Raw genomic sequence first — 14,679 nt, 5'->3', positions numbered from 1 at the left:
TCCGGCATTGTGTCTGCTTCGCATCCCCCCACGATTATTGTCGTCCATCCCAAAGAACGAAAAAGTAAATGTACCGTGCAGACCTTGCGCACGCATGAGGATTTTATTTTCTGGAAATACCCCCGGAAAGAACCCGAGAAATTAATCCACTACGTTCGCCTGGGAATGGGGGGGCCACAGATCAGTCCGGCAGACGCTGCCTCGGGACTACTGGTTTTGGATGGCACCTGGCGGCTGGCGGAAAAAATGGAGCCCGCGTTTGAAGAACTGCCGGTCCGCAGTTTACCGACCTGGGAAACCGCTTATCCTCGCGTCTCCAAGCAGTTTGATGATCCGTCAGCCGGACTGGCAACGATTGAAGCCATTTTCATCGCCTATCACTTGATGGGATATGAGACAGCAGGCTTATTAGACGGCTATTACTGGGCCGAGGAATTCCTGGAAAAAAATCGCGATCAACTTATCTGAGGGGAACACTCTTCAATTCACCGCTTTTGTTGGCTCCTCTTCTGAGTTAAACGATTGATAGGTGTGCACAATTTCTCGAAGCTTCTCCCGATTGACGGGCTTCGTTGTATAATCGTTACAACCGGCCTCAATACATTTTTCACGATCACCACTCATGGCATGCGCCGTTAAGGCAACGATTGGCAATTGATATCCCTGTTCCCGTAACATTTTGGTGGCACCATAACCGTCCAGAACAGGCATCGACATATCCATCAGGATGACATCAAACGGTTTCCCGTTCTCTTGTGCATTCAGTGCCCGTCTGACGGCAATATCTCCGTTTTCTGCCAGCATAACCTGGGCTCCCTCTTTTTTGAGCAAGGTCGAGATCAGGCGTTGATTATCAATACCATCCTCGGCCAATAGCACGGAGCAAACCCCTTTGATCTTTTCAGCCGCAGCTCCAGCGGCAAAGATGCCGTCCTGGTTACTGACTCGAATTGCTTTCAATGCAGTCATGGGGTCTTCGTGAAACTCAAGGCTCTCCAGATCTCCCATACTGATTGTTAAAGTGAATACGGTACCTTCCTTGGGAACGCTTTCGCAGACGAGATCGCCCCCCAACATATTGGAGAGTCGTTTACTGATGGCCAGACCCAGACCGGTTCCCCCAAACTTACGCGTTGTAGAAGAGTCTGCCTGGACGAACGGCTGATACAGATTTTTCATTTGTGCAGCCGTCATTCCGATGCCAGTGTCCTGAACTTTGAACTGTAACATCGGAGCTCCCGATTCCGATGTTACAAAGGAAGTTTCCATGATCACTTTTCCGCCATCAGGTGTGAATTTAATGGCATTCCCAACCAGGTTGATCAGAATTTGTTTGAGGCGCGTCGGGTCACTTTTGATCTCTTTCGGGATTTTGCCTTTGAATTTCAGCTTGAACCGTATTTCCTGATTTTCAGCGCGAACGCTCATTAATGACTGAATTTCTTTCAGTTTCTCCAGCAACGGAAATTGAATCGTTTCAATGGTCAGTTTTCCGGATTCAATTTTGGAAAGATCCAGAATATCATTGATCAACTCCAGCAGATAATTTCCATTTCGCTTGATCACATCCAACAATTTTAAACTGCCCGGACGTCCCCAGCTTTCTTCAACGAGCAGATCAGTATATCCCAGAACGGCTGTCATCGGTGTGCGTAATTCGTGGCTCATATTTGCCAGGAATTCACTTTTAGCACGCGATGCGGCTTCGGCATCTTTATTAGCCTGCTTCAGTCGTTCGGCTTTTTCTTCGAGCTCTCTGCGAACGATTTCCAGATTATCTGTTCGATCTTTGAGCTCCTTCAGTGCCTGATCTCGAATTTCTGAGACCCGATTGTATTGTTTGGCGATTAATCCGACATCACTATGTTCGTCCAGATCTTTGATCGGACTGGAATCACCTTGAATATGCTGTTCCATCGAATTCAGGAGTTCGTACATTTCTGTCGTGGCACCATGCTCTGCCATATTCAGCCCCATTTCCTCTTCTTCGGGTGTCACCCGCAGCCGAATAAAATTGCTCACGACACGAAGCGTGACCCAACAGAAAGAGAAACACCAGATAAAACAGACTGCACAACCCAGCAATTGGACCAGGAACTGATGAAACCGGGAATTAACAAGAAACTCGGCGGGTACGAAAATCGCGACAGCGAGGGTTCCCCAGACACCGGCAAAACCATGCACAGGGATTACGCCAATCGTATCATCCAGTTGGCTGCGTTCCAGCAACCAGGTCCCGCCTTCCATCACGAGTGCAGCTACGATACCAATTAATACGGCTGAAGTGTGGGCGATCACATCACAGCTGGCACTACTGGCCACAAGTCCGGCCAATAGACCATTCAGAATATTTTCAATCTCAATATGTTTACGTTGATAAAATTGCCAGATCAGTAAGGTAATCGCTCCCGCAGCCGAAGCGAGAAAGGTATTGATCAAGATTTGAGGTACATGGGCAGTAAAACCAAACTCGCTTCCACCATTAAAACCAAACCACCCAATCCAGAGAATGAAGACACCGGTTGTGGCTAAAGTCAGATTGTGGCCTTTAAATTTACGAGCGCTGTTTTTATTCGAGAATCTTCCCAGCCGCGGACCCAGAATCATAATCGACGCTAAAGCAGCCCAGGCTCCGATTGAGTGAACCACCGTAGAACCGCTGAAGTCCTTGAATCCCAGTGACTCCAGCCATCCGGGAGCTTTGCCGGCAAAGTGACTCGTCCACGCCCAATGGCCGAATACAGGGTAGATTAAACCACCCAGAACAATGGCAAGAACCACATATGCGGTGAAACGCATTCTTTCAGCAGAAGCACCCGAGGCAATCGTCGCTGCGGTCACGCACAGCATCAGTTGAAACAGGAAGAAGGCCGACAGAAACACGTTGGTTCCCGAATTAATATACGGAAAGTGAGACGTACCAATTAAACCGCCGCTCGTCGTTCCAAACATCAGACCGAATCCGAAAATCCAGAACAGAATACCGACTACGCTGACATCGACAATATTCTTAATCGCAACATGGATGCTGTTTTTTGATCGGGATAAACCGGATTCCAGGCAGCAAAATCCGGCCTGCATGAACAGGACAAAAATACTGCAAACAAGAATCCAGACGATGTCAATTTGTTGATGTAGATCCATTGTGATATCGATTCAATTATCTTGAAGATCAGTTTTCATTGCACTTACTGAGAAAAGTTAATCACAGACTTAAGTGACTTGAGAGTCAGGTCGGAGAATGAGGCAAATAGGCCACATAATCTCACGTGTAAAAAGTTTATGTTTTTTTGAATCAACATGTGGCTTAAACTCAACAAATTCCCATCGCTGTTCACTTTGCAGAGTGACATGCATGAAATGCCTGTATCTGAGTGGAGGGGGAATAATTAATTTGTCTAGATGTACGAAATGGAGTCAGGAAAAACCTCTCGATCGGCAAGCGGTTATTGAACCTCAACTTAAGGCTCCCATCCAATTTGAACCTCAATCCGTAAAACCGTTACAGGCAATCAGATTGCTTTAGGCCCTCCGGTCAGAACTCACTTCAGAAATAATTGATGGGTTGAGAAAGCCTTCTCTCCAAACCAGTAGATAAAGATTCAGCAGAGCTGCAATACCTGCCAGGTTGGTGATGCGATCCCACCTGTCAGGCGTCGGTCTGGTCAACTTTGCATCATGTTCCAGTTTGAGGCGTGACTGGCCAAAATCGGAGGTTTCAGTACGAGCAGCACGGCCTAAAGATTGTTCGGGTCTAAGAGAGTTACCCAGTCGCGACGTATCAGCCCGGCACGTTTCAAAGACCGTTCTGGTACTTTCTGGTCTGCTTTGCTTGATTATTTCGCTTCGCTTGTTAACGTTGGGAAGATTTGCGCAAAAAAAGGTAGTGCAGCCCAAAGATAATGAACATTTGCTGTTAAGGTGATGTGACAAAGTGCCCAGACGCGACGATATTCACAAAATATTGATCATTGGCTCCGGTCCGATTGTGATCGGGCAAGCCTGTGAGTTTGACTATTCCGGTACACAAGCCTGTAAGGCTTTGAGAGAAGACGGTTATGAGGTGGTATTGGTGAACTCCAATCCCGCTACGATTATGACCGATCCCGATACCGCTCATCGGACCTATATCGAGCCGATTACCTGGCAATACATTCAAAAAGTAATCGAAATCGAGAAACCAGACGCCTTGTTGCCAACGCTCGGAGGCCAGACCGGCTTGAATGCCGCCATGGATCTTGCCCGCCGGGGAATCCTCGATCAACTGGGGGTCGAGTTGATCGGCGCCAAGGAATCGGTCATCGCCAAAGCCGAAAGCCGCGATCAATTCAAAGAGGCCATGACGAAAATCGGCCTCGACTGCCCCCGCAGTGCGGTCGTTCATAATATGGAAGAGGCCAATGCCGCAGTGAAGGACATCGGCTTGCCAATCATCATTCGCGCCAGTTATACCCTGGGTGGAACAGGCGGCGGAGTTGCCTACAACCGCGAGGAATTCGAACAAAAAGTACGGAGCGGTCTCGCGCTCTCTCCCGTCAATGAAGTCCTGCTCGAAGAATCCATCCTCGGCTGGAAAGAATACGAGATGGAGGTCATGCGTGACCAGGCCGACAATGTTGTGATCATCTGCGCGATCGAAAACTTTGACCCGATGGGCGTGCATACCGGTGATTCCATTACTGTTGCACCGGCCCAAACGCTGACCGACAAAGAATACCAGCGGATGCGCGATGCCACGATTGCCTGTATGCGTGAAATCGGCGTTGAAACCGGCGGTTCCAACGTGCAGTTTGCCATCAACCCCGACACCGGCCGCATGACGATTATCGAAATGAATCCCCGCGTCAGCCGCTCCAGCGCGCTGGCTTCGAAAGCGACCGGGTTCCCCATCGCCAAAATCGCCGCAAAACTTGCCGTTGGGTATCGACTCGATGAAATTCGGAACGACATCACCCGCGAAACACTGGCCTGTTTTGAGCCAACCATCGATTACGTCGTCACCAAAATTCCCCGCTGGACGTTCGAAAAATTTCCCGACGCGGATCCTGTGCTGACCGTGCAGATGAAATCGGTCGGCGAAACCATGTCCATCGGGCGTACGTTTAAAGAGTCGCTCCAGAAAGCACTTCGCGGCCTGGAGATCGGCCACTTCGGACTGGGGGGCGGTAACAAAGACCTCTGGGGAACCTCCAAGCAGCCATCCAAAGATAAGATCCAGGCAAAGCTGTCTGTTCCCAATGAAGAACGCATCTTCTATGTCCGTTATGCTTTCAAGTTTGGACTGACGACAGAACAGATTCATGAATTGTGCGATATCGATCCCTGGTTCCTGAATCACATCAGACAACTGGTTGAGTTTGAAGACCAGATCCGCCAGGTTGCCCGTCTGGAAGACATGGACTACGCGTTCATGAAAAAAGCCAAGCAGTATGGATACTCCGACAAACAACTCGCCTTCTGGCTCGATTCCACCGAAATGGATGTTCGCCACTACCGCAAGAATCTGGGGATTGAAGCGACCTTCAAACAGGTCGATACTTGTGCTGCCGAATTCGAAGCCTTCACGCCGTATTTCTATTCCACTTACGAGCAGGAAGACGAAACACCGGCGAATACCGACCATAAACGTCGGATTATGATTCTCGGCGGCGGCCCCAATCGTATCGGGCAGGGGATCGAATTCGATTACTGCTGCTGTCAGGCTTCGTTCGCTCTGCAAGAGTTGGGCATCGAAAGCATCATGGTCAATTCGAACCCCGAAACCGTTTCGACCGACTATGACACCTCCGACCATCTGTTCTTCGAGCCACTCACAACCGAAGACGTGCTGAATATCTGCGATCGGATGAAACCCGATGGCGTGATCGTACAGTTCGGCGGTCAGACGCCTCTTAACCTGGCTCGCGGGCTGGAAGCCGCTGGCGTCAACATCATCGGAACCAGCCCCGAAATGATCGATGCGGCTGAAGACCGCGAACGCTTTCAGGCGATTCTGGAAAAACTGGAACTGCACCAACCCCCCAATGGCATCGCCACTGATACTGAAAGTGCTCGCACCGTCGCTAATAAAATCAGCTATCCGATTCTGGTTCGACCCAGTTATGTTCTCGGCGGCCGGGCCATGGAAATCTGTTACGATGAAGAATCTCTCGTTCGCTATATGAACGAAGCCGTCAACGCCTCCCCCGATCATCCAGTACTCGTCGATCAGTTCCTGGAAGATGCGATCGAAGTCGATGTCGATGCCATTTCCGACGGAATCACCACCCTCGTCGGCGGCGTGATGGAACACATCGAAGAAGCCGGCGTGCACTCCGGCGATTCTGCCTGTGTGCTGCCGCCGCACTCGCTGCCTGATTCTGTGATTGATGAAATCAAACGGGCCACACACGCCCTGGCACGCGAACTGAAGGTCAAAGGGCTGATGAATATCCAGTTCGCCGTCAAAAAGACAGATGACGAATACACGGTCTATATTCTGGAAGTCAACCCGCGTGCCAGCCGGACGTCTCCATTCGTCTCGAAAGCCACCGGGCTCTCTCTGCCACGCGTGGCTGCGAAAGTGATGGCGGGAGTCTCCTTGCTTGAGCAAGGCGTCACCAGAGAACCTGTGCCCAGACATACCTCGGTCAAAGAGAGCGTGTTCCCCTTCTCCCGCTTCCTGGGCGTCGATATCATTCTCGGCCCCGAAATGCGTTCGACCGGCGAAGTGATGGGGATTTCGGAAGGCTTCGCGATGGCGTTTGCCAAAAGCCAGCTTGCCGCCAGTACCAGTCTGCCTTCGGAAGGCACTGTCTTCATCAGTATGGCCGACGTCTACAAAGACATGATGATCGAGCCGGCCCGCCGACTCATCGAACTCGGTTTCAAGATCGTCTCCACTTCCGGAACCGCTCGCGTGTTGAAAGAAGCAGGGATTGAAGTCGCCACCGTCAAGAAACTCAAAGAGGGACGGCCCAACCTGCTCGACATGATGGCGAATGAAGAAGTACAGTTCATCTTCAATACTCCCAGCGGCAAAGGGTCGCGAACCGACGAAGGAAAAATTCGCTCGGCTTCCGTCTCTTACGGCGTGACCTGCGTGACCACCATCCCCGGCTGTCTCGCGGTTGTCAAAGCCCTGGAAGCCCTCGCTGCTGACCCCACACCGCAGGTCCGGGCACTGCAGGACTGGATGGCCGAAATTGAAGTCTGCTGAGATCACTGTGCCAGGGTGCTCCAATAATTCTTGACAAACAGGCGCCTGTTTGAATTTCCATTTTACCCCTGTTTCACAGGGGTATTTTCTTTTCTTGACTCTCTCACGCCTATTTTGAAAATGCGGACCATGCGTCGCGCGCGCGAGCAGGGTCGAAAGAAATTGTGAAGACTTGCTTCCCCTGTTGAAAAACGCACTATAAAACCCGCTGGTTTGAGCGCGTTTTGGGGCTGTCTGAACAGGAAAGCACTTTCGAATGAACATGATTCTGTGCGACATTTTGAACGCAAACTGACACTGTTTGAACAATAGTACGACAACCTCCGACAAGATCCGGACGACATTATGCCATGTTTGAGCTTCCTGCTTGACGCACTCACGCCGATCACGATGATGGACTGACTCGCAGCAGGAGCGAGATCATACAACATCCCTGCCGAAAGAGACGTTCTGTGAAAAGGCAGACTTGTGTCGGATTTTATCCGATGTCGCTCATACAGGCAGAGATGAAAAGCGAGAAGTATCGTTGTTGAAGTTCACCGGTTTCTTCGTTTCCGCGCAGCGTATGTCGGGCGGCGTTTTTCTGCATGAAATACAAAGTAACCGTCGATCTCATGCACGTCTGTGCCGCCGAAAATGCTGGAGAGTTTTTTCTGGTACCACAACCGACGCCGTGTGACCATTACCATTTGCCCGCCGATCTTCAGGCGGTTGAACCCTTTCATGATGAAGTGCTTGGCGACGGAAAAATCTTCATGGTAAGGCGGGTTCGACAGGATCCAGTCAAAATCGGTTTCCTGATGATCCTGGAAACCGTTGCTTTGGAGAATGGTGACACCCGCGACATTGTTCTGCTCGGCATTCCGTCGTGCGGTTTTCACTGCCAGTGGGTCGACGTCCGTCATCACCACATTTTCCGGCCCCACGATCTTTGCCGCTAAGATTCCCACCACGCCATACCCGCACCCCAGATCCAGCACACGCTGTCCCGGTTCGAACGTCACCGTGGATAACATGGCCTCCGTTCCCCGATCCAGATTTTTAGGAGAAAATAAGTCGGGCGCAGTTTCAAATGTGACGTGCTGACTATGATAGGAAAAGGAAAATGCCATACAGGATCGACAGCCTGGAAATAGAACGGTTTTCTGTTAAGAATCAAGATTCAGGGGAGTACCTTGATTGTCTCGATTCACTCAGCTGGTTACGTTATTAACAGTATCTTCACTGGAACCATACACTTCCAGTGGGGATTTATCCATGACAAGTATCGGTTTTCCGGAAGTGTGAAAGTTTTTTCCGGCACTGGTACCTGCACGCAAGGATTTGGCGAATGGAAAAAGCAGCTCAGGCACATTTCAAACCCGGATTAACCACATGGATTCTAACGAGTCTGGTGTTGGGGATCGTCTGTGGTTTGTTTTTTGGTGATCTGTGCGCCCCGCTCAAAGCGGTTGGCGATATCTTTATCGGTCTGTTGCAGATGACCGTGCTTCCGTATATCACTCTCTCCCTGATTCTGAATCTGGGGCGGATCTCAATCAAACAGACACGCAATATGGCGTTCACGGTCATTGTATTGCTTTTGATTTTGTGGTGTATCGGCCTGTTCTCCGTCGCTCTGATGTCTCTCTCGTTTCCGTTCTGGCAAAAGGGGGCGTTCTTCAGTACCAGTATTATCGAAGGACCGAAGACAGAGAGCCTCTACGACCTATTCGTCCCCGCCAATCCCTTTTTCTCGCTCGCCAATAATGCGGTCCCTGCCGTAGTTTTGTTCTCAATCGGTGTGGGGATCGCTTTAAGCAGTATCCCCAGACGGGAACATCTGCTCGATCCCCTCTCCGTTGCTGTCAGCGCGTTGATGAGGCTGAACCGCTTTGTTGTGCATCTCTCGCCGTTTGGCGTATTCGCGATTGTCGCGTATGCCGTTGGCACATTGCCCTTTGAAAAATTCGGTTTGCTACAGGCCTATCTCATTACCTATTCTGTTGCGACCATCATGATCACAGTGGGTATCTTGCCGATGCTGCTTTCGATCTGCACTCCCGTCCGCTACTGGGATGCAGTACGCGTTTCACAGCCGGCAGTGATCGCGGCGTTCGTGCTCAGCAGTACGTTTGCAGTGCTGCCCCTGATTGTGGAAGCAGCGCGAGAATTATTAGACCGCTATGATCTGGAAAAAGACGAAACCGGCGGCTCGCCCGATGTGCTGGTGCCCCTCGTCTTTCCCTTTCCCGATCTGGGCCGGATTGTCGGCCTGATTTTTATTCCATTCTCCGCCTGGTTCTATGGCACCAGCTTAATGCCCGAGCAATATCCCAAGTTTCTCTCGCTGGGTATGGCCGGTTCGTTCGCTAAGCCTGCTGTCACGATTCCCTGGCTGCTCGACCTGATGCATATTCCGCACGATATTTTTCAACTTTATCTGGCGGTCGGCGTCTATACCACCCGACTGGGAGATGCCCTGCGGACGGTCTACCTGTTTTCGTTTGCGGTACTCACTGCTGCTTCCCTTTCGGGAACACTCAAAGTGCAGTGGAAACGGTTTTTCACATACACGTTTCTTTCACTCTGTCTGGCCGGGATCTTGATTACCGGCATTCATACTGTTCTGGAATTTACCTTCAAGGACCTCTATCAGTCCAAAGCGATGATCGCCGATCGGCAGTTACTGTTCCCTGGAGTCTCTGAGACCATCCTGAAGGAATCGACACCCAACCCCGATCCTATCCAGGAGAATGAAACTCGCATTGATCGTATCCGCAGACGCGGGTCAATCCGCCTTGGTTTTGACGCCAAACGCTTGCCTTTTTCTTACTTCAATGATCAGGGAGAATTAGTCGGCTTTGATATCGATATGGCCCATCGCCTGGCTCTGGATCTGGGCGTGGACATCGAATTTGTTCCGTTCACACCCCAGACCCTGATCAAGCAATTGAACGAGGATCACTTCGATCTGGCTATGTCAGGGTTGGAAGGCACCATCGAACGGGCGACCGCGTTCCCGGTTGCTGATTCGTATATGGATGTCACATTGGCCATTGTCCTGCCTGACTACCGCAAGGTCGACTTTCTGGAATTCGAAGTCTTACGGCATTCACCCCAGCTGAAAATTGCCGTCGTCGCCAATAGCTTTTTTGACGAAAAGGCCCACGAATTCTTTCCCAACGCAAGCTTTGTTTCCATCAATTCCGAAGAGGACTTCTTCCAGAAAAAAGCAGAGGGGGCCGATATTATGGTCACCAGTGCGGAAGCGGGCGCTGCCTGGACGCTGCTCTATCCCGAGTTTTCCGTGATCAACCCTTTTAAGAAAAATGTCCGCGTTCCCATGTATTACCTCGGTGCACACGACATCGAATTTGAAGAGTTCATGGAAGTCTGGCTCGAACTCAAAAAGAAAGAGGGGGTGTTCGACACACTCTACAATTATTGGATTCTCGGCAAAGACGACGCCGTCTCCCAGCCCCGCTGGTCCATCATCCGCAATGTCCTGCACTGGGTCGATTGAAATTGAAAAGACACTCTCTGGCGTAGGGGCGGGTCTATGTGCCCGCCCGCAGGGATTGCGTTGATGACAGTGCCCGCCTTCGCACGGTCAGGTTGGTTCCATTCGAACGGTTCAAAAAGTCCGATCATTGACAGGCGGGGCGACACCCTACTGTATTTCAAAATTAGCCGCAGGGCGTTACCCCCGGTTGGATGCCCTTTTTGGTGTGCGTTCGAAATGCTTGTGGTAGAAAAACATCGGATGGTCCCGAATGGAATTCGGGATTGTCGGAGGCAACAGAGTGTATGGAGTATGTTTCAGACGCGTACCTCATTCTGGAGACTCTGTTGTGAATTGAATGCGTGCGCTGTGAACTCCAGTTCGCTGCGCTCACCCCGGATTGCATCCGGGGCTACCCTGTTCTGTTTTCGTGTTTTTTCGTGGTAGAAAAACAAACCTTATCACCGAGCTAGAGCGAGTCACATTTTACCGTAGCGTGTCTCAATCTAATCTACTCGATCCAAATGGCCCTGGAGACGCTTCAGTAAACTTGGACACAGGCTAATCCCGCTTTTTGAGTTCCTGTTCAATCACGCGCGCTGATTCTTTTCCCTGGGCGGTCGCACCAGTGGCATTGAAGTGAACGTTGCCTGGCTTGGTCCACCATTCTTTGTGGTGTGGTTTGGTAAAGCTGTAAAGATCGTTGACGCCAATTTCGGGATACTCTTTGAGCACTTTCAGCGCGACTGCATTGTATTTCGCAGCGTCGCCGGCGACCCGCCCCGGTTCGCCTTCCGGCACGGGAGTGGTCGTCACGAAAATCAGTTTGGCCTTGGGGGCCAGTTCTTTGAGGTAAGCGATAATCGCACGCAGATTCTTTTCATAGTCTTCCAGAGACGTTACCTGCTTGCCGTTCTTACGATCCAGTTTGCGTCCGTTCAAATATTTCAGATCGTGCAGGCCGACGTTGAAATGGATCACGTCCCAGTCAAAGTCCCAGTGTCCTTTCACCTTTTCGTCGCGCATCGTATCGTGCATCGTTTTCATCTTTTGAATGAATGAAGAGGAATCGCCGCCGTTACAGTACAGGCGATAGACGTTGGCTTTGCCTTTGAGCGCATTGCGTGTGGCATCGGTATAAGCGATCGAAATCGAATCGCCATACAGAAACACATTGGGCAGTTTGGGATTATTTTCTACAAACTGAAATGTAGGCCGTTTCAGAAATCGAGGCGAACGTACCAGCTTTTCCCAGGCGTCTTTGGCCTGCTGCTCTGCAAATACAGATTGAGTCAATACGAGTAGACAGAGTGCGAACACAGGAATCAGTTTGAACGGCTTCATGGTGTCTCTTCTCAATAAAAGGGATCAATGGCAGAATGAGGAATCGGCCACAATCATGGCCTGCTTCCATTTTGGGGTGATTGGATCCCGAACAGCAAGCGGATTGACTCAGGTTTCTGAAAAATCAGCGCATCTGAAGAATGCCGCAATTCAATGTCGTTTTGTGTTGGGTCCGGAATGGGAAAACCATAGAATAGACGGACTGGCCAATTCCATTTGCTGATTTCTGAGGGAGTGCTCACATGAGGGTTTACTGTCTGTTTTGTCTGATGTTTGTTTCAGTCCTTTCCCTGTCAGGCTGTGAAAAACCAGATACGGAAACACCTGCGACGGTGGCTGAACAGGGGGATGAAGCAGCAATTCCCCCAGAAGCGGATGTCGATCTCCCCATGGCCGGCATGGGAATTATGGTCGGGGAAGTCACTCCCAACACCGCACTGGTGCAGGTGCGACTGACAGAGACCGACAAACTGGTAGACCGCGATGTCAAAGGCATGCCAGGCGTTGTGCAATTCACACTGACGCCCATCTCATCAGACAAAGCCGAGGCTGTCAAGGATAGTCCACAAGTGATCCAGGCCGCCGCCGATCACGATTTTATCTCACGGGCCGCGTTTACCGGCTTAAAACCAGGAACGAAATACGAATGCAAAACCGAGATTGGCAAAACGGCAGAACAACTGCACGCTGGTCCTACGGCTCATTTTGAAACCTTACCCGGTCCCACTCTGGCCGAGCCAGTTGATTTTGTTGTCGTGACCGGTATGAACTATGCCAAGTTTCATGGCGATAATCGCATCGATAAGAAACAGCATTTAGAAGAGAATAATACAAAACTGCCGCAACCTTATGCCGGCCCGGATAAACATTTGGGCTACCCCGCGCTGGAGACGATTTTGAAATTGAAGCCGAATTTCTTCATCGGCACCGGCGACAATGTTTATTACGATACGCCCGATAAACCCCGCGCGAAGACGATTCCGGAAATGCGTCAGAAATGGCACGAGCAGTTTGTGCAGCCGCGATATCGTGATCTGTTTGCAGCCGTGCCGACCTATTGGGAAATTGACGATCACGATTACCGCATCGATGACGGCGATAACACGGGCGATCATCATCCCACCCCGGAAGAGGGCCGCCGGATGATGCTGGAACAACTTCCGGTCGCACCGATGAATGATGAGGACGCCAAAACCTATCGGACACATCGTGTGAGTAAAGACCTGCAAATCTGGCTCCCGGAAAACCGGATGTACCGCAGTCCGAACGCGATGGAAGATGGCCCGGAAAAATCAATCTGGGGCAAAGAGCAGAAAGCCTGGTTAAAGAAAACGTTGAAAGAGAGTGATGCGACATTCAAGATTCTCGTCTCGCCGACACCGATGATTGGCCCTGACGATTTACGCAAAACCGACAATCACTGCGACATCGGCGGCTTCCGCCATGAGCGCGATGAGTTCTTCAAATGGCTCAAGGAGAACGGCCTGGATCAGCAGAACTTCTTTATGGTCTGCGGTGATCGGCACTGGCAGTATCACGCCATTGATCCGAGTGGCTTCGAAGAATTTTCCTGCGGCGCGCTCGTCGATGCGAATTCCCGCTTAGGACGCAAGCCCGGCGATCCGAAATCGACTGACCCCAAAGGGCTGATCAAACAGCCCTATTATCAGGATCCGCGATCAGGCGGATTTCTGCAGGTGAAAGTGGCACCGGCCGATAAACAGCAGCCGGCGACACTTTCGTTTCTGTTCTATGATGAGAAGGGCAAGCTGCTCTATCAGCATGACATTCCCCCGCAGAAAAAATAACAACGGCTATTCTTTGAAGTCAGTATCGGCAGTTTTAAGATCAAGTGGTTTGATCCAGACGTTGCGGTAACGGACGTCGTGACCTTCGCACTGGAGCTTGATGCCGCCGGGGGTGTCGGTGATACCGAACCCGTTGTCGTTGCCGCCATCCAGGCCGGAATTCGGGCCGCCCCAGACTTTGTCGATGATCACGTTCTTGTGAACTTTTTTGCCGTTGAAGTAGACTGTGACCATCGGCTTTTCAATGAGCTTTCCGTCTTTGAAACGAGCGGCACGGAAAGTGATGTCGTAGGCATTCCATTTTCCGGTGCCGTTGTAAGCGTGGTAAGGTGATTCGGTTTTGTTAATGACGGCCCCCATGCCGTGCTTGGTTTTGTCTCCGTCGAGAACTTGAATTTCATAGCGGTTCTGTAGGTAGACACCGCTGTTTCCGCCAGGTTTCATCACCAGAAATTCGACGTGCAGCCGGAAGTCGCGGTATTTCTTTTTAGTGACAATGTCGGCTGCCCCGAATTTCCCGCCTGCGGCCACTGGGTCATCAGTCATGATCACGGTTCCATCATTAACCGGGTCTTCGACCACTTTCCACTTGATCGGCAGCGACGAACTGAAACGAGGGCCTTTCCAATAGGTCCACTTTTCGTCGAGTTTCTTCCGGCTGCCGTCCAGCAGAATTTCTGCATCCGTGGGTGGCTTGGCAGAAACGCCGACATCGGCCCGCGCCATTGAGCCGAGCATGGTGAGCATAAAGAGTGAACACAGACTGGTAACAAGTGGAGTGATGCGCATGGTGGTTCCTTCTGGTTAACGGTTATAACGAATCTGCATTATGTTCTATTTCAACT

At 50.9% G+C, this 14,679-nt stretch carries 8 protein-coding genes; 4 read left to right on the top strand and 4 right to left on the bottom strand.

Annotated features, from left to right (window positions below; all coding sequences use genetic code 11):
- Nucleotides 1-9: 9 nt before the first annotated feature.
- On the top strand, nt 10-468 hold the full coding sequence (locus Pan241w_RS27410; RefSeq protein WP_145222422.1) for a DTW domain-containing protein: 459 nt from the start codon (nt 10-12) through the stop codon (nt 466-468).
- 12 nt (nt 469-480) lie between these two features.
- Here the strand turns inward: Pan241w_RS27410 and amt are convergent, their stop codons facing one another.
- Entirely contained in the window at nt 481-3,144 is a 2,664-nt protein-coding gene (gene amt / locus Pan241w_RS27405; protein ID WP_145222420.1) for an ammonium transporter, read from the bottom strand.
- Nucleotides 3,145-3,934: 790 nt separating this feature from the next.
- On the opposite strand from amt, the gene carB reads away from it, so the two are divergent.
- The gene (gene carB / locus Pan241w_RS27400) at nt 3,935-7,198 is read left to right on the top strand and encodes a carbamoyl-phosphate synthase large subunit (RefSeq protein WP_145222418.1); all 3,264 of its coding nucleotides are present in this window, start codon (nt 3,935-3,937) and stop codon (nt 7,196-7,198) included.
- A gap of 536 nt (nt 7,199-7,734) precedes the next feature.
- Here the strand turns inward: carB and Pan241w_RS27395 are convergent.
- Nucleotides 7,735-8,310: a class I SAM-dependent methyltransferase gene (locus Pan241w_RS27395; RefSeq protein WP_145222416.1), complete on the bottom strand. Its 576-nt coding sequence runs from the start codon at nt 8,308-8,310 to the stop codon at nt 7,735-7,737.
- Between the two features lie 218 nt (nt 8,311-8,528).
- On the opposite strand from Pan241w_RS27395, the gene Pan241w_RS27390 reads away from it, so the two are divergent.
- Nucleotides 8,529-10,703, top strand: a complete 2,175-nt coding sequence (locus tag Pan241w_RS27390) for a cation:dicarboxylate symporter family transporter (RefSeq protein ID WP_145222414.1) — start codon at nt 8,529-8,531, stop codon at nt 10,701-10,703.
- Nucleotides 10,704-11,243: 540 nt separating this feature from the next.
- On the opposite strand, the gene Pan241w_RS27385 is transcribed toward Pan241w_RS27390, so the two are convergent.
- Nucleotides 11,244-12,026, bottom strand: coding sequence for an SGNH/GDSL hydrolase family protein (locus Pan241w_RS27385; RefSeq protein ID WP_145222413.1), 783 nt, complete (start codon nt 12,024-12,026; stop codon nt 11,244-11,246).
- 242 nt (nt 12,027-12,268) lie between these two features.
- Between Pan241w_RS27385 and Pan241w_RS27380 the strand changes: the two genes are divergently transcribed.
- The gene (locus Pan241w_RS27380; protein WP_232107294.1) at nt 12,269-13,834 is read left to right on the top strand and encodes an alkaline phosphatase D family protein; all 1,566 of its coding nucleotides are present in this window, start codon (nt 12,269-12,271) and stop codon (nt 13,832-13,834) included.
- A 6-nt stretch (nt 13,835-13,840) separates the two neighbouring features.
- Here Pan241w_RS27380 and Pan241w_RS27375 read toward each other — a convergent pair whose 3' ends face one another.
- Complete coding sequence (locus Pan241w_RS27375) at nt 13,841-14,581, bottom strand: 3-keto-disaccharide hydrolase (RefSeq protein ID WP_390621028.1); 741 nt, start codon at nt 14,579-14,581, stop codon at nt 13,841-13,843.
- Between the last annotated feature and the right edge of the window lie 98 nt (nt 14,582-14,679).

The organism is Gimesia alba, assembly GCF_007744675.1.
Lineage (GTDB): Bacteria > Planctomycetota > Planctomycetia > Planctomycetales > Planctomycetaceae > Gimesia > Gimesia alba.
Note: the sequence above shows the minus strand (reverse complement) of the source record. Positions and strands in the feature narration are given on the sequence as shown.

What these genes read in the sequence shown, in the direction of transcription:
- amt (WP_145222420.1), bottom strand. Translation starts at nt 3,144, where the DNA reads ATGGATCTACATCAACAAATTGACATCGTCTGGATTCTTGTTTGCAGT.
- Pan241w_RS27395 (WP_145222416.1), bottom strand. Translation starts at nt 8,310, where the DNA reads ATGGCATTTTCCTTTTCCTATCATAGTCAGCACGTCACATTTGAAACT.
- Pan241w_RS27390 (WP_145222414.1), top strand. Translation starts at nt 8,529, where the DNA reads ATGGAAAAAGCAGCTCAGGCACATTTCAAACCCGGATTAACCACATGG.
- Pan241w_RS27385 (WP_145222413.1), bottom strand. Translation starts at nt 12,026, where the DNA reads ATGAAGCCGTTCAAACTGATTCCTGTGTTCGCACTCTGTCTACTCGTA.
- Pan241w_RS27380 (WP_232107294.1), top strand. Translation starts at nt 12,269, where the DNA reads ATGAGGGTTTACTGTCTGTTTTGTCTGATGTTTGTTTCAGTCCTTTCC.
- Pan241w_RS27375 (WP_390621028.1), bottom strand. Translation starts at nt 14,581, where the DNA reads ATGCTCACCATGCTCGGCTCAATGGCGCGGGCCGATGTCGGCGTTTCT.